This window comes from Mitsuaria sp. 7 (genome assembly GCF_001653795.1).
Classification (GTDB): domain Bacteria; phylum Pseudomonadota; class Gammaproteobacteria; order Burkholderiales; family Burkholderiaceae_C; genus Roseateles.
The window spans coordinates 2,743,092-2,765,432 of sequence record NZ_CP011514.1; the positions used below are offsets into that span (position 1 = coordinate 2,743,092).

Sequence of the window (22,341 nt, forward strand, 5' to 3'; positions counted from 1 at the left end):
TGCGGCGACCGCAGCCCTCACCCCCACCCTCTCCCGCCAGCGGGAGAGGGAGCAAGACATCGATCAGGAGTTCGTTGTGCCTCAATCCGTGCCCTCCGTTTCCACCGACTCGACCGCCGCCACGGACGATCCGTTCCTGTGGCTCGAGGCGCTCGAGGGCGACGAGGGCGAACGCGCGCTGCAGTGGGTGCGCGAGCGCAACGAGGGCACCCTCGCCGTCCTGAAGGCCGAACCCGAGTTCGAGCCGGTGCGCGAGGAACTGCTGCAGATCCTCAACGCCCGCGACCGCATCCCGCACGTCGCGCGACGCGGCGACTGGTTCTACAACCTGTGGCAGGACGAGGCCCATCCGCGCGGCCTGTGGCGGCGCTGCACGCTGGAGGAATACCAGCTCGCCGAGCCGCCCTGGCGTCTGGTGCTGGACCTGGACGCGCTCGGCCGCGACGAGGGCCGCAGCTGGGTCTTCCACGGCGCGACCTCGCTGGCGCCTGAGTACCGCCGTTGTCTGGTGTCGCTGTCCGACGGCGGCGCCGATGCGCACGAGCTGCGCGAATTCGATCTGGAGACGCTGCGCTTCATCGCCCCGGCCGACGGCGGCTTCTTCGTGCCCGAGGCCAAGAGCGACGTCGAGTGGCTGGACGCCGACACGCTGCTGGTCGGCAGCGACTTCGGCCCGGACTCGCTGACGGAGTCGGGCTATCCGCGGCAGGTCCGGCGCTGGGCGCGCGGCACGCCGCTGGACGTGGCGCCGGTGATCTTCGAAGGCGAGAAGGCGGACGTGTCCGTGTCCGCCTCGGTGGACCGCACGCCGGGTTACGAGCGGGTCGTGTTCAGCCGCGCGCTGGACTTCTACAACGAGTCGCGTTTCCTCTGGAAGGACGGCGCGTTCGTTCCCATCGACCTGCCCAGCGACATGAGCGTCCATCTGGAAGGCCCGTGGATGCTGCTGCGTCCGCGCACCGACTGGGCCATCCCGCACGGGCCGACCTATCCGTCGGGCTCGCTGCTGCTGATGGAGGAAGCCTCGTTCTGGAAGAACGAACGCCACGACAAGCACATCCGGGTGATGTTCTCGCCGACGGCGGGACGCTCGCTCGAGGACTACACGCTCACGCAGCACCACCTGCTGATCAACGTCAGCGAGCACGTCGCGAGCCGGCTCGAGGAGTGGGACCTCTCCCACCGCCCGCCGACGCTTCGCCAGGTCAAGGCGCCCTTCCCCGGCACGCTGAGCGTGCAGAGCCTGCATGACCCCGAGCTGCCCGGGGACACGCTGGGCGACGCCTACCTGCTGCACTACTGCGATTTCCTGACCCCGGACATCGTCTGCCTCGCGCGGGCCGGCGTCGACGCGCGGGAGACGCTGAAGCAGCGCGGTGCGCAGTTCGACGCGCACGGCATGACGGTCGAACAGCGCTTCGCCACGAGCGCCGACGGCGAGACCGTGCCCTACTTCGTCATCGGCAGACGCGGCCGCGACGCCCAGGCGCAGAAGGAGACGCCGACGCTGCTCTACGGCTACGGCGGCTTCGAGGTCTCACTGCAGCCGTGGTACTCGGGCGGCAATGGCCGCGCGTGGCTGGCACGCGGCGGGCAATTGGTCGTCGCCAACATCCGCGGCGGTGGCGAGTACGGCCCGCGCTGGCACCAGGCGGCGACGCTCGAGCACAAACAGCGCAGCTTCGACGACTTCATCGCCGTGGCCGAGGATCTGATCGCCCACGGCCTGACGCGGCCTGAACGGTTGGGCATCATGGGCGGCAGCAACGGCGGACTGCTGGTCGGCGCCTGCATGGTGCAGCGGCCGGAGCTGTTCGGCGCGGTCGTGTGCCAGGTGCCGCTGCTCGACATGAAGCGGTATCACCTGCTGCTGGCGGGCGCGTCGTGGATGGCCGAGTACGGCGACCCGGACGACGCCGACGACTGGGCGCACATCGCCGCGTACAGCCCGTACCAGCAGTTGAAAGCCGGCGTGAAGTATCCGAGGGCGCTGTTCGCCACCTCGACGCGCGACGACCGCGTGCATCCGGGCCACGCGAGGAAAATGGCGGCTCGCATGCTTGCGTTGGGGCAGGCCTGCTTCTACTTCGAAAACATCGAGGGCGGCCACGGCGGCGCTGCGGACAACCAGCAGCGGGCGTTGTTGCAAGCCCTCGAGTTCGCCTACTTGTGGCGCCAGCTCGGCAGGGAGGCCATTCGTGGAGACGCATCTTGAATTTCGTCATCCAGCATCATCCTGACGCGAGATGCTTCCTTGCGCAGCCGCAACCCGGGCTGCAATGCCGGCTCGACTACGAGCGTCATGGCGAACAGCTGATCATCACGCACACCGGCGTGCCGGCGCAGCTGACGGGACAAGGTCTTGCCGCCGCGCTGGTGGAGGCCGCGGCGCGCTGGCTGGCGGAGTTTCCGCTGCAACTGGTGCCCGGTTGCAGCTACGTGCGGCACTGGCTGCTGCGGCACCCGCGCTGGCAGCGGCTGCTGACGCCGGCGCCGGCGCAGCGCGTGCTCAACGAGTGGTTCGGCCTGCCCGGCGGCGAGCAGGACGGCCAGGTCCAGATGAAGTGGTTCAAGAAGGATGCCGCCTTTGATGCGGCGTTGCGCGAGCGCTTCGGGCCTGTCATCGATCAGGCGCTGCGTGGCGGGCTGCGGGAGTGGGATTCCACGGCCTGGGGCGCGCTGGCGCGGATCCTGGTGCTGGACCAGTTCACGCGCAACGTCCACCGCGACACGCCGACGTCCTTCGCGGGCGATGTGCTGGCGCTGGAAGCTTCACTGGCGCTGCTGCCGCGCGCTCAGGACCTGGGCACGCTGGAGCGCTGGTTCGTCGCGATGCCGCTGGAGCACGCCGAGGATCTGGCGATGCAGGATCGCAGCGTCGCCACATTCGAGGCGCTGGCTGCTGAAGATTCGCGTCTCAAGGACGCACTCGACTACGCGCACAAGCATCGCGACGTCATCGTGCGTTTCGGTCGTTTCCCGCATCGCAACGAGATCCTGGGGCGCCAGAGCACGCCCGAGGAACTGGAGTTCCTGAGCCGGCCTGGTTCGCGGTTCTGACTGCCCTCGGGCAGGGCCGGGGCAGGCGACGAAGTCGTGCCGTCAAGAACTGACCAGGCGCGTTCTGTCTGACCGCAGCGAGCCGAAGGCGAGCGAAGGGAGTTGAGCGSCCKAGGCWCGACGGKWSTCGCCTGCCCCGGCCCTGCCCGAGGGTGGTCGGCGAAGTTCTCTAAGCCTCTACGCCTCTACGCCTCTACGTCGGTTCCTTCTCCTGCAGCAGCCGCCACATGACCTTACCCGAGCCTGACTTGGGCAGCGCGTCGACGAACTCCACGATGCGAGGCGCCTTGTAGGCCGCCATGTGTTCATGGGCCCAGTCGATGATGTCCTTGTCGGTGGTCTTGCCCTTGGCGTCGGCGCGCAGCACCACGACGGCCTTCACTGTCTCGCCGCGGTACGCGTCCTTGGCCGCGATGATGCAGGCTTCCTGCACGGCGGGGTGGCGGTACAGCAGCATCTCGACTTCTGAAGGCCAGACCTTGTAGCCACTGGCGTTGATCATCCGCTTGAGGCGATCGGTGATGAAGAAGTAGCCTTCGTCGTCCATGCGTCCGAGGTCGCCGGTGCGGAAGAAGCGTTTGCCGTCGAGTTCGACGAAGGCCGCGTCGGTCGCTTCCGGTTGCCGCCAGTAGCCCTGGAACACCATGGGGCCGTTCGTGATGATCTCGCCAACTTCGCCGACCGGCAGTTCCTCGAGCGTGGTCGGATCCACGATGCGTGAATCGACGCCGAAGATCGGGATGCCCAGGCACTGCAGCTTCGCGCGTTCCGGCGGATTGCCATGGCTGGGCGCGGCGGTCTCGGTCAGGCCGTAGCCTTCCGCGAAGGTCAGGCCGAATTCCTCCTGCAGCCGCTCCGCCACTGCCTTGGGCATGGCCGCGCCGCCGCCGCTCAGGTAGCGCAGGCTGCGCAGGTCGAAGGACTTGTAGTTCGGGCTTGCGAACAGGTCGATGATCATCGTCGGGATGCAGGTCCAGTGCGTGACCTGGTAGCGCGAGATCAGGCGCCCGCACAGCTCGCGGTCCCAGCGCGGCATGATCACCAGGGTCATGCCGATGAACACCGGCCCCAGCACGCCGTAGAGCGTGCCGGTGATGTGGAACATCGGCACCACCGCCAGCCCCACCGACTCCGCGCTCGCGTAGCCCCATTGGCAACCGCCGCAGCTGTTGGACATCAGCGTCGCGTTGGTGTGCACGCAGCCCTTGGGCAGTCCGGTGGTGCCCGAGGTGTAGGGCAGCATCGCGAGGTCGTCCGGTCCCGCGGTGTGCGGCCCCGGCACGAGTCCGGCGGCGATCGCTTCGCGCCAGTCGGTCGCGCCGTGCGGGAGCTCGTGCACCGCGGTCAGCCAGGCACGCATCGCCTCGGGCGCATCGCAGGCGGGATCGGGGCCGGCGGGCGGCAGCATCTGCCAGTACTGCGTCACCAGCACTGCGCGCGGACGCTGCGACTCGGGCAGCTTCGCGGAGGCCTTCGCCACGATGCCGGCGAGCTCGCCGCTGCAGATCACGACCTTGGTCTCGGGGTCGGTCAGGTAATGGCCGAACTCGTCCTCGCGGTTCATCGGATTCACCGGCACCACGACCGCGTCGGCGCGGTTGATCGCATAGAACGCGATCAGGTACTGCGGGCAGTTCTGGAGGAACAGCGCCACGCGGTCGCCCTTGCCAACGCCCTGCGCGCGCAGCCAGCCGGCAAGCGCCTCGGCCTGGCGGCGCATCTCGCGGAAGCTCAGCGTGGCGCCGAGGAACTGCGTCGCGGCCTTGTCCGGATAGCGGTTCGCGGCGACCTCGAGGTTGAACCACAGCGAGGTCCGCGGGATCGCCAGCCGCCGCGGCAGCCGGGCCGGCCAGTGGCTGTACTGCACGTCGGCGTTCTCGGGACGGGGGGTGACCACGCGCGTCATCGGTGCTGTCTCCTGTCTATTGTTCGGACCGATCTTCAGTCCGGCTCCAGGCATCCCTTGTCACTGCAGCGACATCACCGCGACCGTCGCGGCCCCGATGTGGGATGCACCGCTAGGCGCAAACCGCAGCCATAGCCCAGCTATGGCGAGGATTTGCAACGACGCGGTGCGCCCACAGCGGGGCCGCGGCGGTCGCGGTGTGGCGGAAACCCGACTGGTCCCCGGCATTGGGGTGCTCCCGTAGATGCTCCCCCTGGGCCCCCCGCGTAGCATGCGGGCTTTCACCAATGCCCCGTACGGCATCCGCTTCCGATCCGGCAGCGTCGATGCGAGGCCGGGCCGTGCCTCCGTCCATGCTGATCGCGCGCCGTTCCGCCCTGCTGGGGCTGCTGACCTGTGTCCTCGGATCCTCCACCGCAACCACGGCGTGGGCGATCCCCGCCGAGCAGCCGCTGGACCTGCCCGCCGGCCCGGTCGTGCTGACCGTCGGCGGTGCGCTGCGCAACGCCAACCGCGACGGCCGTGCGGCCTTCGACATGGCCATGCTCGAAAAGCTGCCGCAGGTCAGCTTCAGCACGCAGACCCCCTGGTACCCGAGCCCCCGCAAGTTCACCGGCCCGCTGCTGCGCGACGTGCTCGCCGCCGCCGGCGCGCAGGGTCGCACGATCGAGGCGCGGGCGCTCAACGACTACCGCGTCAACATCCCCGTCGACGACAGCGCGCGCTACGACGTCATCGTCGCGCGGCTGATCGACGACAAGCCGATGGCCGTGCGCGACAAGGGCCCGCTGTTCCTGATCTATCCCTTCGATCGTGCGCCCGAGCTGCGCAACAGCATCTTCTACGGGCGCTCGGCGTGGCAGCTCAACCACCTGGAGCTGCGTTGACCATGCCGCGCGACGCCGCCCGTCTCGTCGCCGCCAAGCAGCGTCGCTGGCGCATCGCCGTCTCCGCGATGGGCCTGCTGCTGGTGCTCGCGCTCGCGGGCGTCGCCTGGCTGCAGGCGCGCCAGTACGAGGCGCTCAACGGCACGCGGCGCTACCAGGACGATTACCTCGTCTGGAGCCTGTTCCAGTTCGAGACCGAGTACCTGAAGCTGCGCCTGGCGCTCGAGCAGGCCGCGGGGCCGAGCGTGGCGGTCGATCCCGATCAGGTCGCGCAGCGCTACGAGATCTTCGTCAGCCGCCTGAACCTGGTGGAAAGCGAGCATGCCGCGCTCGTGCTCGCGCATCACCCGGACTACCAGCGCACGCTCACGCGCACGCAGGACTTCGTCCGCTGGGCCGACGCGCTGCCGCTGAACGGCGCGCTGATCCGCGAGCATCCGGAGCGGATCCCCGAGATCATCGACCGGCTGGACCCGCTGGCCGATCCCATCCGCGACCTCTCGCTGACCTCGACCCACCACGTCGCCGAGGACGTCACCCAGCGCAATGAGATCGTGCGCAACCAGAGCCGCGTGAGCCTGGGCCTGACGGCGGCGCTGTCGGCGATGGCGCTGCTGTTCGCGGCCATCATCTACCGCCAGTTCCGCGGCCTGGAGCGCTACGGCGACAAGCAGAAGGCTCTGGCCGCGCGCCTCATCGACGCGCAGCGCGAGGCCGACGCGGCCAACCGCGCCAAGACGGTCTTCCTCGCCAACATGAGTCACGAGCTGCGCACGCCGCTGCAGGGGCTGCTGGGCATGCTGGGCCTGATCCGGGAAGCGCCGCTGACGACCGCGCAGCAGGACCAGTTGAAGGCCGCGAACGACTGCGCGCGGCATCTGCTGGCGGTGCTGGGCGACATCCTGGACGTGACGCGCATGGAGGCCGGCGGCCTGTCCATCGCGCCGGAGCCGCTGCAGCCAGGCGCGCTGATGAAGGAACTCGAGGCGCTGAGCCGGCCGCAGGCCGCGGCGAAGCGCCTGTCGCTGCATTTCGGTGTCGACGACGACGTTCCCGGCTGGGTGCTGGCCGATCCGACGCGGCTGCGACAGATCCTGCTGAACCTGCTGAGCAACGCGTTGAAGTTCTGCGATCGCGGTCACGTCGGCTGCCAGATGCGACGCGGCGTCGGCGCGCTGGGTGAGGACCTGCTGATGGTGGAAGTCAGCGACACCGGACCCGGCATCGACGTGGAGACGCAGGCCCGGCTGTTCCAGCGCTTCAGCCAGGGCGACGCGAGCACCTCGCGGCGCCATGGGGGCGCGGGGCTGGGGCTGGAGATCTCCCGCCGGCTGGCGCGCGCGATGGGCGGCGACATCCACGTGCAGAGCGCCGTCGGCCAGGGCGCGCGCTTCACGCTCGCGCTGCCGCTGCGCGCCGGCGCGGACCTGCCGCCGGGACGCATGGTGCCAGGTGTTGCGGAGGCCTCGAACGCCTCCCACGCCTCCAACAGCTCCCACATCTCCCCTGCCTCTCACGCGGCGCAGACCGCGGCCGCTGGTGCCCAGCCGGTGACCGGCCTGCGCGTGCTCGTCAGCGAGGACAACCCGACCAACCGTATCGTCATCGAGGCGATGCTGGAGCGGCTCGGCCACCATCCCACCTTGTGCGAGAACGGCCTGCAGGCGCTGCACGCGTTGCGCCAGCAGCCGTTCGACATCGTGCTGATGGACCTGCACACGCCGCAGATGGACGGCTTCGAGGCGACGCGGCTGATGCGCGAACTGCCGGCGCCGCGCGGCCGGCTGCCGATCATCGCGTTCTCCGCGGACGCGTTCGAGGAGTCGCGCCAGAAGGCCGACGATGCGGGCATCAGCGCCTTCCTCGCCAAGCCGGTCGAGCTGGAGACGCTGCGCGTGTGCCTGCAGTCGCTGGCGCCGTCGTCGCCGGCGCGGCCTGAAGCAGCCTGAAGCGGCCCGACATCGACGACGGCCAGGCCGGTCGTCTTCGTCGAAGGACGCCTTCGGTCTCTTATAGTTCCTCTCCATCACGGAGAGCCCCGCCCATGTACCTGTCCCGCATCGCGCTGACCAATGTGCGCTCGATGGCGTCGCTGGCGATCGACTTCGGCGCCGGCCCGGACGCGCCCGCGGGCACCAACCGGCGCTGGACGCTGCTGCTCGGCGAGAACGGCTGCGGCAAGAGCACCGTGCTGCGCGCGATCGGCCTGCTGCTGGCGGGCAGCGAGGCGCTGCCGGAGCTGCTCGGCGACACGGACTCGTGGATACGCAATGGCGCGGCGAAGTGTCGCATCGAAGGCACGCTCGTGACGGCGAAGGGCGAGCCGCGCGAGATCGCGCTGGAGCTCCATCGCGGCGACGGCCTGCGCGAGATCTTCGAGCGCAATGCGAAGACGCTGGAGGCGCTGGACGCGGCGATCCGCCACGCCGACCGCAACTACTTCGTGCTGGGCTACGGCGTCTCGCGCCGCCCGCCCGAGGGCGGCAAACGCGTGAGCGGTCCGCTGGACGATTCGGCGCGTTCGTCGCGGGCGCGTGCGCTGGCCTCGATGTTCTCGCCGGACGCCTCGCTGGTGTCGCTGCAGCGCTGGGCCATGGACCTCGACTACCGGCGCGGCGATGCCGCATTAGCCCCGATCCGGGCAGCGCTCAACCAGTTGATGCGAGGCATGAACTTCTCGCGCATCGACAAGGAGTCGGGCCAGCTGATGTTCAAGACGGTCGACGGCGAAGTGCCGTTGAACCAGCTGTCCGACGGCTACCAGAACATGGCCGCGTGGTGCGGCGACCTGCTCTTCCGCATCACCGAGGCGTTTCCCGATCGCAAGGATCCGCTGGCCACGCGCGGCGTGCTGCTGATCGACGAGCTCGACCTGCATCTGCACCCGGTGTGGCGGCGGCAACTGGTGGACTTCCTGTCGACCTTGCTGCCGCATTTCCAGTTCATCGCGACGACGCACTCCGCGCTGACCGCGCAGCAGAGCGGCGAAGGCGAGCTTTTCGTCATCCGCCGCGAAGGTCCCAAGCAGCAGCCGACACTGGTGCCCTTCGTCGGCGAGCCGCGCCTGATGATGCTGCATCAGCTGCTGATGAGTCCGATGTTCGGGCTGGAGTCCATGGACTCGGTGGCGGTCGAAACCGCACGCAACACGGCGCGCAAGCTGCACACGAAGACCAAGACGCAAGGCAAGGCGCTGACCTCGCGCGAACGCACGCAGCTGCAACGCAGCACCGAGGTCCTTCGTGTCGCGCCCGAATGGGATGCGGTGCCGGACTACGCGCGTCAGCAATCGGCGCTGCTGAAGGAACTCAAGGCGACGATCGCGAAGCAGGCGGCGAAGTCCGCACCCGCGAAGAGGTCCGCGCCCGGCAAGGCAGCGGCGAAGAAGTCCGCGCCGGCACCAGCACCGGCGCTGTCGCCGACCAAGCTGAGGGCGGCGGTGAAACGGGTGGAGCGTTCGAAGTGATCCGCCTGCGGCGCGGCCGGGACGCCGCGACCTTGGGCGCGTTCACCGGCGCGAAGCTGCAGCAGCGCTTGCTCAAGCTCGAAGGCTACTTCTACGAGGATGGGGGCAAGGTCGACTTCAAGCCCAAGGCGCGGCAGATCTGGTCGACCGCCAAGACCGCGCTCAAGCTCGACTCCTCCGGCAAGTGCGCGTACTGCGAAGCCGACACGGCCGTCGTCGCGCATGGCGACGTCGAGCACTTCCGTCCCAAGGACCTGTACTGGTGGCTCGCGTACTGCGTCGACAACTACACCTTCAGCTGCCAGGTCTGCAACCAGGTCTACAAGGGCAACACCTTCCCCGTCACCGGCGCACGGTTGAAGCCGCCAAGCATGCCCGCCACGCAGCCCACCGATGCGACCAAGGCGGCAGCGCTCGCTGCAACCTTCTGCCTGGATCCGTCCAGCGCCACGGACACCTCGCTGAAGCGCTTTTTCGCGGGCGAGCAGCCGCACCTGCCCGATCCCTACCTCGTCGATCCCGAGAAGCTGTTGTCGTGGAACGCGATCGAGGCCACGCAGGAGGTCTGGCTCATCCCGCGCGGCCGTTCAGCGAAAGCCAAGGCGGCCGCGAAGGCCGCTGAAGAAGTGCTCGGTCTCAACCGCACGGAACTGCTTCGGCTGCGCTGGAATCACTACGACCTGCTACGCACCCTGGCGCTCGCGTTTCAGGAAATGGACCCGGCGTCACCGAACGCCGCGAAGGTCCTCGCCGGCATCCGCCGTCGCGCCGATGGCAATCAGCCGTTCGCGGCGATGACGCGGCATTTCCTGCGGGCGTGGGGCTTGATCTCGCCCTGACCTCGATCAGACGACCACCGGCTCCGGCTCCAGCCGGATGCCGAAGCGGCCGTAGACGCTTTCCTGGATCGCACGCGCCAGCGTGACGACCTCGGCGCCGCGGGCCTCGCCGCGGTTCACCAGTACCAGCGCCTGCTTCTCGTAGACCGCCGCGCCACCCACGCTCTTGCCCTTCCATCCGCAGGCATCGATCAGCCAGCCCGCGGCCAGCTTGAAGCTGCCGTCGGCCATCGGGTAATGCACGATGTGCGGGTCGCGGGCGATGATGTCGCGGCACTGCTCCGCGCTGACCACCGGGTTCTTGAAGAAGCTGCCCGAGTTGCCGATGCGCGCCGGATCCGGCAGCTTGGCGCGGCGGATGTCGCAGATCCAGTCGAACACCTGGCGCGCGTCGGGCGCCGTGATGCCGGTCTCGGCCATCTTGCGTTCGATGTCGAGGTAGCCCAGTTGCGGCTGCCACGGCTTCGGGCAGCGCAGGCGCACCTTGGTGATCACGCTCTTGCCCGCCAGGCCACCGTAGCCGGTCTGCTTGAACACGCTGTCGCGGTAGCCGAAGCGGCACACCGCCGCGGGCAGCGTCACGCGGCGGCCCGTGGTCAGGTCGACGACGTCCACGTTCTCGAGGCGGTCCTTCAGTTCGACGCCGTAAGCGCCGATGTTCTGCACCGGCGCGGCCCCGACGGTGCCGGGAATCAGCGCCAGGTTCTCCAGCCCGGGCACGCCCTGCGCCAGCGAGAACGCCACCGCTTCGTGCCAGGGCACGCCGGCGCCGGCCTCGACGATCCAGCAGTCCCCGCGCTCCTCGACGGCCAGGCCCATGATCTCCATCTTCAGCACCACCGCGTCGAGGTCCCGCGTCAGCACCAGGTTCGATCCGCCGCCCAGCACGAACTTCGGCGCGCGGCCCAGTTCGGGGTGGTCGACGACACGTCTCACGTCCAGTTCCTCGCGGATGCGCACCAGCCGGTGGGCCGTCGCGGGCAGGCCGAAGGTGTTGTAGGGCTTGAGGTTGACGTCGTGCTCGATCACGACGCCGTCGCGTCGCTCGGTCGAGGGGGGGTTGGCGGGAGACTGCATGGCTAGAATTCTCGCCCATATCCTCGAAGATCCCCTCGGAGGCCGCCCCGACAATCGGTCGCTGTCCTCCTCCTCTGAAAGAGCCGACCACATGCCCAGCTTTGACACCGTCCTCGAACCCGACATGGTGAAGGTCCGCAACAGCGTGGACGCCAGCGCCAAGGAAATCGCCACCCGCTTCGACTTCAAGGGCACCAGCGCCGCCATCGAGTGGAAGGACAAAGAGAAGGAAGTCCACGCCACCGGCGACGCCGAGTTCCAGCTCGAGCAGATCGAGGCCGTGCTCTATTCGAAGCTGACCAAGCAGGGCGTCGTGCTCGGCTTCGTCGACAAGCAGGAGAAGATCGAGAAGCTCGGCGGCGACCGCGTCAAGCAGGTCTACAAGATCAAGAACGGCCTGGAGGCCCCCGAGGCCAAGAAGGTCGTCGCCGCGATCAAGGAAAGCAAGCTCAAGGTCCAGGCGCAGATCGAAGGCGACATCGTGCGCATCACCGGCAAGTCGCTGGACGACCTGCAAGGCGCGCAGGCCGCGCTGCGCAAGGCGCTGCCCGACCTGCCGCTGAGCTTCGACAACTACCGCAAGTGATCCTCGACGCGATGCGCATTCCTCGCAAGTCCGGCTGGCGACGTCCCGCCGCGGCGACATTGACGGCGCTGCTGACGCTGCTGGCCCTGGGCTCTTCGACCGCGCACGCGGACAGCGTCAAGGCCGCGCGCTACTACGAGGATGCGCTCAAGCGCTTCGAGCGCCAGGACATCGACGGCGCCGTCATCCAGCTCAAGAACGCGCTGCAGCAGGACGCCCGGATGCTCACGGTGCACGTGCTGCTGGGCAAGGCCCTGCTGATGCGCAGCGAGGCCGCGGCCGCCGAGATCGAGTTCAACGAAGCGCTGTCGCAGGGCATCAACCGCGCCGAAGTCGCCGTCCCGCTGGCGCAGGCGCTGGTCGCGCAGGGCAAGCAGGCGGAGGTGTTCAAGCTGCCGGCGCTGGTGCCGGACGGTCTTCCCGACAACATCCGCAAGCCGCTGCTGCTGGTGCGCGCGGCCGCCGCATCGGACCTCGGCGATCCGACGCGGGCGCAGGCCCAGATCGGGCTGGCGCGCGCCATTCCTCCGGACAACGCCGACACCTGGCTGGCCGAGGTGCCGTTGCGCCTGCGCGCGCGCCAGTTCGAGCAGGCCACCGCCGCCGCCGACCAGGCGCTGCGGCTGGCGCCGGGCAACGGTGAGGCGCTCTACCAGCGCGCCACCGTGCCGCATGTGCAGGGCAGGCTCGATGAGGCGCTCAAGGGCTACGAGCGCGCGATCGCGTCCGATCCTCGCCACATCGAAGCGCAACTGGCGCGCGCCGGTCTGCTGATCGACCTGAACCGCGACGCCGATGCGCTGGCACAGGTCCAGTCCGCCTTGAAGCTGGCGCCCAGCGAGCCCCGCGCGCTGTACCTGAGCGCGGTGCTCGCCGAGCGCCGCAACGACGCCCCCGCAGCCAAGGCCGCGCTGAAGGCCGTCACCACCGAACTGGATCCGGTGCCGATCGAGTTCATCCGCTTCCGTCCCCAGGCGCTGATGCTCAACGGCCTGGCGCATTACGGCCTGGGCGAGATGGAGAAGGCCAAGCCCTACCTCGAATACGCCCAGCGCCAGACGCCCAACAGCCCCCTGTCCAAGCTGCTGGCGCAGGTCTACGTCGCGGAGCCCAACCTCGACCGCGCCGCCGAGGTGCTGGAGTCCTACCTCAAGGCCTACCCCGGCGACGGGCAGGCGCTGGTGATGCTGGCCACGCTGCAGATGGCGCAAGGCCGCCACGCGCGCGCCGCCACGCTGATGCAGGAAGCGCTGAAGACCCGGGACGCGCCGGAGTTCCGCACCGCGCTCGGTCTGTCGCTGCTGCGCGGCGGCCAGTCCGGCGACGCCGTCGGCGAGCTGGAGAAGGCCTTCCAGCGCGACCCGCGCCAGGTCTACGCGGGCATGGCGCTGGTCTCGCTCTACCTGCGCGGCGGGCAGACGGCCAAGGCCGTCGGCATCGCGGACAAGCTGGTCAAGCAGGACCCGAACAACCCGACGGCGTGGATCCAGCTCGGCGTGGCGCGCCGCGCGGCCAACAACGCGGCCGGCGCGCGCGAGGCCTATCAGAAGGCCAGCCAGCTCGACCCCAGCCTGATCGAGGCCCAGCTCGGGCTGGCGCGCGTGGATATCACCGAACGCCAGTTCGATGCGGCCCAGACGCGGCTGACGGCGATGCTGAAGGCGGACGAGAAGAACGTCGACGCGCTCTACGAAATGGCATTGCTGAGCGAGGCTCGCGGCCAGACGGCCGAGGTGCCGCGCTGGCTGTCCAAGGCCACCGACGTCAGCACCTCGCGCAACACGCGGGCCGATCAGGCGCTGGTCGCCTGGCTGCTGAAGCAGGAACAGCCCGCACCGGCGCTGGAAGCGGCCAGGAAGCTGCTCGGCAAGGCGCCGGACGATCCGCAGACGCTGATCACCTACGCCCGCGCGCAGCTCGCGAATCGCGACATCAAGGGCGCCACGGCGACGCTGACCAACGCGGCGCGCCGGTCGGGATTCGGCGCGGATCCGCTCGCGCAGATCGCCGGCCTCCAGTTGGATGCGCGCGACCTGGTCGGCGCCGCCTACAGCCTGGACAAGGCGCTGCAGACCGCGCCGCAGCATGTCGGCGCCCTGGCCCTGTCCTCGACGGTCGCGATGCAGCAGGGCAATCTGGCGCTGGCCGAGAAGCAGGCCAGGCAGGTCGTGCAGCTCCGGCCGCAACTGGCGCTGGGCTACTCCTTGCTGGCCGACGTGGCGCAGGCGCGCAAACAGCCCGCCCAGGCGCTGGAATCTCTGCGCAAGGCCCATGAGGTCCAGCCCACCAGCGGCAGCCTCCTGGCGCTGATGCGGGCCTTGAGCCGGCAGGACGCGGGCAACAAGGCCGCCCAGGACCTGGCGGATCGCTGGTTGAAGACCCATCCGGCCGACCTCGCCGCCTGGAAGGCCCTGGGCGACGCCCAGGCGCGCGCCGGCGCGTTCCCCGCGGCCCGGCGCAGCTACGAGGCGGCGCTGAAGCTCAGACCCAACGACGTCGAGGCGCTCAACAACCTGGCGAGCACGATGATCCGCCAGGGCGAAGCGGCGGCCGCGGTGGCGGTGGCCGAGAAGGCCCTGGCGCTGGATCCCCGCAACCCCGCCGTCATCGACACCACCGGCTGGGCGTACCACCTGTCGGGCAACGGCGACCGCGCGCTGCAGCTGCTCCGCGATGCGCGCCTGCGCGAGCCCAACAGTCCGGACATCCGTTACCACCTGGCGGCGGCGCTGGCCAAGGCCGGACGCAATGCCGAGGCGCGCGAGGAACTGGACGCCGCGTTGCGCAGCACCGCGTTCGAAAGTCACAAGGAAGCGCTCGCCTTGGGCCAGACGCTGCGCTGACAGGCGCAAAGCCCCTCCGGTGAGGGGTTCCAGCGCTTGTCGGAAGAACTTACAGTCCTGTTCCAGAGACGGACACAGGCAACGGCAAGTGCTTGTGCCGCAAGGAATTCAAGACGTTGGCCCGGGCCTTGCTAAATGAAGGGCTAGCGAATCAGACACTCCGAGCACATCGGGGCACCGAGGGGAAACCATGCAAAAAGTTCAACAACGACTGATCGGAATGGCTGCCGTGGCGCTCGCGTCACTGCTGCCGTTCAGCGCGCATGCGCTTTCCACCTGGACTGCGGGCAGCTGCGTCAGCAACTGCAGCGAGACCGGCGATGCGGCGCCCAACGTCAGCTACTCGGCCTACTCGGCGGCGATCAACACGACTGCCACCGGCGCCTACTCCAGCACCGCCGGCTTCGCGCAGAGCACGCTGGCGTACTACAGCGGCAGCGGTTTCGGCGTCACGGCGCCGGGCGGTGACTCGCAGTCGCCCAACCATGCGCTGGACAACTACGGCTACCAGGACCTGATCCTGCTGAAGTTCGACTCCGCCGTGAACCTGACCCAGGTCAAGCTCGGCTGGTGGCAGTACGACAGCGACATCACCGTGCTGGCCTACACCGGTTCCACCTCCGGCGACGTCGCCAGCACGATCAACGGCAAGACCGCGTCGACGCTGAAGTCGGCCAACGGCTGGTCGCTGGTCAACAGCTACGCCGACGTCGGCAACAACGCCAACTCGACGGTCAACCTGAACACGAGCCTGACCTCGAGCTGGTGGATCATCACCGCCTACAACTCGCAGCTGGGTGGCAGCCCGACGGGTGCCGACGGCTCGGCCAGCGGCCTGACCCGCGGCCTGGGCAGCAGCTACACGGGCTACGACTTCATCAAGCTCTTCTCCGTCTCGGGCAACAAGCCTTCCGGCGGTGGCAGCAACAACGGCAACGTGCCGGAACCGGCCTCGCTGGCCCTGGCCTCCATCGCGCTGCTGGGCCTGGTCGGCGTGCGTCGCCGCAAGCAATCCCAAAGCTGAGCCTCCCTGCTCCGCGGAAAGCGACCTACGGGTCGCTTTTCTTTTTGCCCAAAAGAAAACGCCCGGTGCAACGAATGCACCGGGCGTTTTTTCATTTCACCGGGTCCCCGGTCGCAAAACCGTTGAAGGACGGTGATGGTTGAGGGCGGTGAGGCGTGAGGTTTCGGAGCTTGACTCCGGGGCCTCATGCCTCGGCGACCAACGCCCGGACCTCAGCAGTAGTCCAGGCGCCTGTCGAATCAGCTCCGCAGCGCGCGCTTGCGCTCGTTTTCCGACAGATGGCGCTTACGCAGCCGCACCGACTTCGGCGTGATCTCGACCAGCTCGTCGTCCTCGATGAACTCGACGCCGTATTCGAGCGTCAGGTCGATAGGCGGCGTCACCTTGATGGCGTCTTCCTTGCCGCTGACGCGGAAGTTGGTCAGCTGCTTGGTGCGTGTCGCGTTGACGATCAGGTCGTTGTCGCGGTTGTGGATGCCGACGATCATGCCTTCGTAGACGGGGTCGTTCGGCTTCACGAACATGCGGCCGCGGTCGTCCAGCTTGCCCAGGGCGTAGGTGAAGATTTCACCCGCGTCCATGGAGATCAGCACGCCGTTCTTGCGGCCGGCGATGTCGCCCTTGTGGGGTTCGTAGCCGTCGAAGATGTTGGAGATCAGGCCCGAGCCGCGCGTCAGGTTCAGGAACTCGTTCGAGAAGCCGATCAGGCCACGGGCAGGGATGCGGTACTCGAGGCGCACGCGGCCACGGCCGTCCGGCTCCATGTTCACGAGTTCGCCCTTGCGCTCGCCCAGGGCTTGCATGACGCCGCCCTGGTGGGTTTCTTCCACGTCGGCGGTGACCAGCTCGATCGGCTCGCACTTCTCGCCGTTGATGTCCTGGAAGACCACGCGCGGCTTCGACACGGCCAGCTCGTAGCCTTCGCGGCGCATGTTTTCCAGCAGGATGGTCAGGTGCAGTTCGCCGCGACCCATCACTTCGAAGATGCCGTCTTCGTCGGTCTCGCTGACGCGCAGCGCGACGTTGGCTTGCAGTTCCTTCTGCAGGCGGTCCCAGATCTGGCGGCTGGTGACGAACTTGCCTTCACGGCCGGCCAGCGGCGAGGTGTTGACGCAGAAGTTCATCGTCAGCGTCGGCTCGTCGACCTTCAGCATCGGCAGCGGGGCCGGGTTGCTCGGGCTGGTGACGGTGACGCCGATGCCGATCTCCTCGATGCCGTTGATCAGCACGATGTCGCCGGGGCCGGCTTCGGTGGCCTGCACGCGGTCCAGACCCTGGAAGGTCAGCACCTGGTTGATGCGGCCCTTCACGGACTTGCCGTCCGGACCTTCCATGACGACCACGTCCATCGACGGCTTGATCGTGCCCTGGCTGATGCGGCCCACGCCGATGCGGCCGACGAAGGTCGAGAAGTCCAGCGCCGAGATCTGCAGCTGCAGCGGCGCTTCCGGATCACCCTTCTGGGCCGGCACGTGCTTGAGCACGGTGTTGAACAGGGCGGACATGTCCTCGCCCCACTTCTCGCCCGGCGCGCCTTCTTCCAGCGACGACCAGCCGTTGATGCCCGAGGCGTACACGACCGGGAAGTCCAGCTGCTCGTCGGTGGCGCCCAGCTTGTCGAACAGGTCGAACGCTGCGTTGATGACGGCGTCCGGCTTCGCGCCCGGCTTGTCGACCTTGTTCACCACGACGATGGGCTTCAGACCCAGCGCCAGCGCCTTCTTGGTCACGAAGCGCGTCTGCGGCATCGGGCCTTCCTGGGCGTCGATCAGCAGCACCACGCCGTCGACCATCGACAGCGCGCGCTCGACTTCACCGCCGAAGTCCGCGTGTCCCGGGGTGTCGACGATGTTGATGTGCGTGCCTTCCCAGCTGACCGCGCAGTTCTTGGCCAGGATGGTGATGCCCCGCTCGCGTTCGATGGCGTTGTTGTCCATCACGGTGTCGACGACCTTCTCGTGCTCGGCGAAGGTGCCGCTCTGGCGAAGGAGCTGGTCCACCATGGTGGTCTTGCCATGGTCGACGTGGGCGATGATGGCGATGTTGCGGATTTGCTTGCTCATGGGGCGGCTTTCGCTAGGGGCTTTCTCTGGATTCGGAGGAAGTCGGGAACTCGGGGATGTCTCGGATCTTTTTGGCGATGTTGGCTCAGGCGGCCTGCATCAGCATGGAAGCGATTTCGGTCGGGCTCAGCAGACGGTCGGCGATCAGCTCGCCGCCGGCCACGTGCGCACTGCCCAGGAAGGCGCGGGGCGCCTGGCCGTAGACGCGCACCTGCGGCATGTCGGTCAGGGTCACGCGGCGGCGCATGCCGGACAGGAAACGGCCGGCCTCGTCGTTGCTCAGTTCCACCTCGGGCCATTCGCCCAGCAGGCTGTCCGGCGCGGTCAGCAGGGACAGGCGGGCATCTTCGTCCAGCGCCTCGATCTGGTCGAGCGTCACCGCCCGCTCGATCGACACCGGACCGCTCGCGGTCCGGCGCAGGCCGGCCAAGTGCGCACCGCAGCCGAGTGTGGCGCCGATGTCCTCGCCCAGCGTGCGGATGTAGGTGCCCTTGGTGCAGCGCACGTCGATCACGAGCAGCAGCTCCGAAGGGTGCCACTCGACGATGTCCAGCGCATGAATCGTCACATTGCGCGGCTGGCGCTCGACGGTCACGCCTTCGCGGGCGAGCTCGTACAGCGCGCGCCCCTGGTGCTTCAGCGCCGAGTACATGGGCGGCATCTGCGAGATCGGGCCGCGGAAGCCCTCGCAGGCGGCGCGGATCGCGTCCGGATCCAGCGACTTCGCGACCTCGTCGCGCTGCTCGAGGATCTCGCCTTCGCCGTCGCCGGTCGTGGTCGTGATGCCCAGGCGCAGCGTGGCGCGATAGCCCTTGTCGGCCTCCAGCGAGACCTGGCTGAACTTGGTCGCCGCGCCGAAGGTCAGCGGCAGCAGCCCGGTGGCCAAGGGATCCAGCGTGCCGGTATGGCCGGCCTTCTCCGCACGCAGCAGGCGCTTGACCTTCTGCAATGCGTCATTGCTGGTCAGGCCAATCGGCTTGTCCAGCATCAGCACGCCGTGCACGGCGCGCTTCACGATCTTGGGGCGGGGGGCTACTGCGCTCATCACTACGCGGCGGCCCTCTCGGGACGCCGTCTTTCTGGCTCGGAGGACCTCAGTCCTCGGTGGTCTCGTCGTCCTGGGATCGGGACAGGTTCGCTTTGCTGATCAGCGCGCTCATCTCGGCGGCGCGCTCGATCGTGCGGTCGAAATGAAAATGCAGGCTGGGCACGGTGTGGATCTGCAGCCGCTTGAACAGCCCGTTGCGCAGGAATCCCGCCGCCTCGTTCAACGCCGCGCCGGTCGCTTCCGGATCCCCGACCAGCAGCGAGAAGTAGACCTTCGCGTGCGCGTAGTCGGGCGTGACCTCCACCGCATTGATCGTCACCATGCCGACACGCGGGTCCTTGAGGTCCCGGATCAGCTCGGCCAGGTCGCGCTGGATCTGGTCCGCCACGCGCAGACCGCGGTTGGGGATAGATCGCTTGTGACGCATGGCTCTTTCCTCACTCTCTCAAACAACAAAGCCCGGCGGTGCGAACCGCCGGGCATGAAGCTGCGGCAGGCTGGTTTACAGCGTGCGCGCCACTTCCTTGATTTCGAAGACTTCCAGCTGGTCGCCTTCCTTGATATCGCTGTAGTTCTTCAGCTTGATACCGCACTCGAAGCCTTCGCGGACTTCCTTGACGTCGTCCTTCAGGCGCTTGATCGACTCGATCTCGCCGGTGTAGACCACGACGTTGTCGCGCAGCAGGCGGAAGCGCGCGTTGCGCGTCACGTGACCGCTGGTGATCATCGAACCGGCGATGGTGCCGATCTTGGTCGCCACGAACACGGTGCGGATCTCGGCGGTGCCGATGATCTCCTCGCGCTGCTCCGGAGCCAGCATGCCGGCCATCGCCGCCTTCACCTCATCCACGGCGTCGTAGATGATGTTGTAGTAGCGCAGGTCGACGTCGTTGTGCTCGGCCACCTTGCGCGCGCCGGCATCGGCACGCACGTTGAAGCCGATCACGACAGCCTTGGAGGCGATCGCCAGGTTGATGTCGGACTCGCTGATGGCACCCACCGCGGCGTGCACGATCTGCACCTTGACCTCGTCGGTCGACAGCTTGAGCAGCGAGGACGCCAGCGCTTCCTGCGAGCCTTGCACGTCGGCCTTGATGATCAGCGGCAGCGTCTGCACGTCGCCGGCGGTCATGTCGGAGAACAGGTTCTCCAGCTTGGAGGCCTGCTGGCGGGCCAGCTTGACGTCACGGTACTTGCCGGCGCGGAAGGTCGCGATCTCACGGGCGCGGCGTTCGTCGCTCAGCACCATGAACTCGTCACCGGCGCGCGGCACTTCCGTCAGACCCTGGATTTCCACCGGGATCGACGGGCCGGCTTCGGACGCAGCCTTGCCGTCCTCGTCCAGCATGGCGCGGACACGACCGTAGGTCGAGCCGGCCAGCACCACGTCGCCGCGCTTGAGCGTGCCGGACTGCACCAGCACCGTCGCGACCGGGCCGCGGCCCTTGTCCAGCTTGGCTTCGATGACCAGACCCTTGGCCATCGAATCCTTCGCGGCCTTCAGTTCCAGCACTTCGGCCTGCAGCAGCACCTGCTCCAGCAGCGCGTCGATGCCCTGGCCGGTCTTGGCCGACACCGGGACGAACGGCGATTCACCGCCGAACTCTTCCGGCACGACCTGCTCGGCCACCAGCTCGCTCTTCACGCGCTCGGCGTTGGCATCGGGCTTGTCGATCTTGTTCATCGCGACCACGATCGGCACACCGGCGGCCTTCGCGTGGTGGATGGCTTCCTTGGTCTGCGGCATCACGCCGTCATCGGCGGCCACGACCAGGATGACGATGTCCGTCGCCTGCGCACCGCGGGCACGCATGGCCGTGAAGGCCTCGTGACCCGGGGTGTCGAGGAAGGTGATCATGCCGCGCGGCGTGTCGACGTGATAAGCGCCGATGTGCTGCGTGATGCCGCCGGCTTCGCCCGCCGCCACGCGGGCGCGGCGGATGCTGTCCAGCAGCGAGGTCTTGCCGTGGTCGACGTGACCCATGACGGTGACGACCGGCGCGCGGGGCAGCAGCTCGTGCTGGCCTTCGGCGGCGGCGCCCTCTTCCTCGAGGAACGCGTCCGGATCATCCAGCTTGGCGGCGAACGCCTTGTGGCCCATTTCCTCGACCAGGATCATGGCCGTCTCTTGGTCCAGCTGCTGGTTGATGGTGACCATCTGACCCAGCTTCATCAGCTGCTTGATGACTTCGGAAGCCTTCACCGACATCTTGTGCGCCAGATCGGCGACCGAGATGGTTTCGGGGACGTGGACTTCCTGGCTCACCGGCTCGTTCGGAGCCTGGAAATTCGACTGCGAGGCGCCGCGGTCATCGCGACCGCCACGGCGGCCGCCTGCGCCGCCACGGCCCGGCGCGCGCCAGCTCGTACCGCCGCCCGGACGAGCCGGACCATCGGTGCGGCCGCCACCGGGCTTGCCGGCGACGCCACGCTTCTTGGCGTCATCGGCCCAGCTGGACGACAGCTTCTCGGACTTGACCGACTTCTTGTCGCCGGGCTTCGCGCCCGCGGCAGCCGTCGTGCCGGCGGCGCCAGGAGCACCGCCCGGCTTCTTGTGGATGGTGCCTTTGATGCCGGCGGCCGGCGTGGCCTCGGGCTTGGGTTCTTCCTTCTTCGCGACGAGCACCTTCTTGGGCGCGTTCATCATCGCGCGGATGGCGGCAGCCTCGGCCTCGGCGGCCTTGCGGCGACGCTCCAGCTCACCCTGGCGAGCCTTCTCGTCGGCAGCGACGTCCGCAGCCTTCACCACGCGAAGCACGGGCTTGGCGGGTTCGACCGGAGCCGGTGCCGGCGCCGGAGCGGCGACCACCGGAGCCGGTGCGGGCGCAGCGGCGGCCGCAGCCTTCTCGGCGGCCTTGTCGGCAGCCTTCTCGGCCTTGGTCTTGGCGGCGTCGGCGATCTTGCGCGCTTCCGCATCGGCGGCAGCCTTGGCTGCGGCTTCGGCGGCGGCCAGTTCAGCCGCTTCACGCGCGGCGCGCTCTTCCTCGCGGCGCTTCTCGTCGGCTTCACGCGCGGCGCGCTCGGCGTCCTCGCGCTCACGCACCTTGCGGGCGAGTTCTTCTTCCTGCTGACGCAGCGCCTCGGCCTGCGCCTGGGCTTCTTCCTCGCGGCGCTTCAGCTCGGCTTCCTCGGCGGCGGCGGCGGTGGCGTCATCGACACCATCCTCGCGCTTGACGAAGACGCGCTTCTTGCGCACCTCGACCTGGATCGTGCGGGCCTTGCCCGAAGCATCGGCCTGCTTGATCTCGCTGGTGGACTTGCGGGTCAGCGTGATCTTCTTGCGCTCGGCGCCGCCGGCGGTCCCGTGCGCGGTGCGCAGGTGATCCAGCAGACGTTCCTTGTCGCTTTCGTTCAAGGTGTCCTCGGCGGACGCCTTCTTGACGCCCGCAGCTTGGAGCTGCTCCAGCAACGTGGTCGCAGGCCTGTTGAGCTCTGCGGCCAGCTGGGCGACGGTGGTCACGGCCATTGTTGAAATCCTTAAATCTTGTGTGGGGCGGAGCGGTCTGGTTTCGCTTGAAATCGCTTCAGAGCGTGTCTTGCTC

General features: G+C 68.3%; 15 protein-coding genes. 9 read left to right on the top strand and 6 right to left on the bottom strand.

Annotation, left to right across the window (positions count from 1 at the left end):
* Positions 1 to 76: 76 nt before the first annotated feature.
* On the top strand, positions 77 to 2,215 hold the full coding sequence (locus ABE85_RS12145) for a prolyl oligopeptidase family protein (RefSeq protein WP_157522263.1): 2,139 nt from the start codon (positions 77 to 79) through the stop codon (positions 2,213 to 2,215).
* Positions 2,212 to 3,060, top strand: a complete 849-nt coding sequence (locus ABE85_RS12150) for a DUF924 family protein (RefSeq protein WP_197507306.1) — start codon at positions 2,212 to 2,214, stop codon at positions 3,058 to 3,060. Before ABE85_RS12145 ends, ABE85_RS12150 begins: the two co-directional genes overlap by 4 nt.
* 193 nt (positions 3,061 to 3,253) lie before the next feature.
* Here ABE85_RS12150 and ABE85_RS12155 read toward each other — a convergent pair whose 3' ends face one another.
* Positions 3,254 to 4,966, bottom strand: a complete 1,713-nt coding sequence (locus ABE85_RS12155; protein WP_067274563.1) for a long-chain fatty acid--CoA ligase — start codon at positions 4,964 to 4,966, stop codon at positions 3,254 to 3,256.
* A gap of 341 nt (positions 4,967 to 5,307) precedes the next feature.
* On the opposite strand from ABE85_RS12155, the gene ABE85_RS12160 reads away from it, so the two are divergent.
* The 4 genes from ABE85_RS12160 to ABE85_RS12175 all read left to right on the top strand — a co-directional run bounded on the left by ABE85_RS12160 (position 5,308) and on the right by ABE85_RS12175 (position 10,158).
* Complete coding sequence (locus ABE85_RS12160; protein ID WP_231993290.1) at positions 5,308 to 5,853, top strand: hypothetical protein; 546 nt, start codon at positions 5,308 to 5,310, stop codon at positions 5,851 to 5,853.
* Between the two features lie 2 nt (positions 5,854 to 5,855).
* Entirely contained in the window at positions 5,856 to 7,802 is a 1,947-nt protein-coding gene (locus ABE85_RS12165) for an ATP-binding protein (RefSeq protein ID WP_067274566.1), read from the top strand.
* Positions 7,803 to 7,897: 95 nt separating this feature from the next.
* Complete coding sequence (locus ABE85_RS12170; RefSeq protein ID WP_067274567.1) at positions 7,898 to 9,319, top strand: AAA family ATPase; 1,422 nt, start codon at positions 7,898 to 7,900, stop codon at positions 9,317 to 9,319.
* Positions 9,316 to 10,158, top strand: coding sequence for a hypothetical protein (locus ABE85_RS12175; RefSeq protein WP_067274568.1), 843 nt, complete (start codon positions 9,316 to 9,318; stop codon positions 10,156 to 10,158). Before ABE85_RS12170 ends, ABE85_RS12175 begins: the two co-directional genes overlap by 4 nt.
* 6 nt (positions 10,159 to 10,164) lie before the next feature.
* On the opposite strand, the gene murB is transcribed toward ABE85_RS12175, so the two are convergent.
* Positions 10,165 to 11,235 carry a UDP-N-acetylmuramate dehydrogenase gene (gene murB / locus ABE85_RS12180; protein ID WP_067274569.1) on the bottom strand — a complete coding sequence of 357 codons (1,071 nt, stop codon included), beginning with the start codon at positions 11,233 to 11,235 and terminating at the stop codon, positions 10,165 to 10,167.
* A 91-nt stretch (positions 11,236 to 11,326) separates the two neighbouring features.
* Between murB and ABE85_RS12185 the strand changes: the two genes are divergently transcribed.
* The 3 genes from ABE85_RS12185 (at position 11,327) to xdp1 (ending at position 15,688) form a co-directional block, all read left to right on the top strand.
* Positions 11,327 to 11,821 (top strand): YajQ family cyclic di-GMP-binding protein, encoded by a 495-nt coding sequence (locus tag ABE85_RS12185; RefSeq protein WP_067274572.1) that lies wholly within the window; start codon positions 11,327 to 11,329, stop codon positions 11,819 to 11,821.
* 11 nt (positions 11,822 to 11,832) lie between these two features.
* Positions 11,833 to 14,664 carry an XrtA/PEP-CTERM system TPR-repeat protein PrsT gene (prsT, locus tag ABE85_RS12190; RefSeq protein ID WP_157522269.1) on the top strand — a complete coding sequence of 944 codons (2,832 nt, stop codon included), beginning with the start codon at positions 11,833 to 11,835 and terminating at the stop codon, positions 14,662 to 14,664.
* A gap of 190 nt (positions 14,665 to 14,854) precedes the next feature.
* Positions 14,855 to 15,688, top strand: a complete 834-nt coding sequence (gene xdp1 / locus ABE85_RS12195) for an exosortase-dependent surface protein XDP1 (RefSeq protein WP_082938561.1) — start codon at positions 14,855 to 14,857, stop codon at positions 15,686 to 15,688.
* A gap of 239 nt (positions 15,689 to 15,927) precedes the next feature.
* Here the strand turns inward: xdp1 and typA are convergent, their stop codons facing one another.
* The 4 genes from typA to infB all read right to left on the bottom strand — a co-directional run bounded on the left by typA (position 15,928) and on the right by infB (position 22,265).
* On the bottom strand, positions 15,928 to 17,751 hold the full coding sequence (gene typA, locus ABE85_RS12200; RefSeq protein ID WP_067274577.1) for a translational GTPase TypA: 1,824 nt from the start codon (positions 17,749 to 17,751) through the stop codon (positions 15,928 to 15,930).
* Between the two features lie 85 nt (positions 17,752 to 17,836).
* Positions 17,837 to 18,796 (bottom strand): tRNA pseudouridine(55) synthase TruB, encoded by a 960-nt coding sequence (gene truB, locus ABE85_RS12205; RefSeq protein ID WP_067274581.1) that lies wholly within the window; start codon positions 18,794 to 18,796, stop codon positions 17,837 to 17,839.
* A 49-nt stretch (positions 18,797 to 18,845) separates the two neighbouring features.
* A complete protein-coding gene (gene rbfA, locus ABE85_RS12210) occupies positions 18,846 to 19,226 on the bottom strand; it encodes a 30S ribosome-binding factor RbfA (RefSeq protein WP_067274584.1) in 381 nt (126 codons plus the stop codon).
* Between the two features lie 75 nt (positions 19,227 to 19,301).
* The gene (gene infB, locus ABE85_RS12215) at positions 19,302 to 22,265 is read right to left on the bottom strand and encodes a translation initiation factor IF-2 (protein ID WP_067274587.1); all 2,964 of its coding nucleotides are present in this window, start codon (positions 22,263 to 22,265) and stop codon (positions 19,302 to 19,304) included.
* Positions 22,266 to 22,341: the final 76 nt, after the last annotated feature.

Coding starts and splice junctions, on each gene's coding strand:
- ABE85_RS12155 (WP_067274563.1), bottom strand. CDS start 4,966: ATGACGCGCGTGGTCACCCCCCGTCCCGAGAACGCCGACGTGCAGTAC.
- ABE85_RS12165 (WP_067274566.1), top strand. CDS start 5,856: ATGCCGCGCGACGCCGCCCGTCTCGTCGCCGCCAAGCAGCGTCGCTGG.
- ABE85_RS12170 (WP_067274567.1), top strand. CDS start 7,898: ATGTACCTGTCCCGCATCGCGCTGACCAATGTGCGCTCGATGGCGTCG.
- murB (WP_067274569.1), bottom strand. CDS start 11,235: ATGCAGTCTCCCGCCAACCCCCCCTCGACCGAGCGACGCGACGGCGTC.
- ABE85_RS12185 (WP_067274572.1), top strand. CDS start 11,327: ATGCCCAGCTTTGACACCGTCCTCGAACCCGACATGGTGAAGGTCCGC.
- prsT (WP_157522269.1), top strand. CDS start 11,833: ATGCGCATTCCTCGCAAGTCCGGCTGGCGACGTCCCGCCGCGGCGACA.
- xdp1 (WP_082938561.1), top strand. CDS start 14,855: ATGCAAAAAGTTCAACAACGACTGATCGGAATGGCTGCCGTGGCGCTC.
- typA (WP_067274577.1), bottom strand. CDS start 17,751: ATGAGCAAGCAAATCCGCAACATCGCCATCATCGCCCACGTCGACCAT.
- truB (WP_067274581.1), bottom strand. CDS start 18,796: ATGAGCGCAGTAGCCCCCCGCCCCAAGATCGTGAAGCGCGCCGTGCAC.
- rbfA (WP_067274584.1), bottom strand. CDS start 19,226: ATGCGTCACAAGCGATCTATCCCCAACCGCGGTCTGCGCGTGGCGGAC.
- infB (WP_067274587.1), bottom strand. CDS start 22,265: ATGGCCGTGACCACCGTCGCCCAGCTGGCCGCAGAGCTCAACAGGCCT.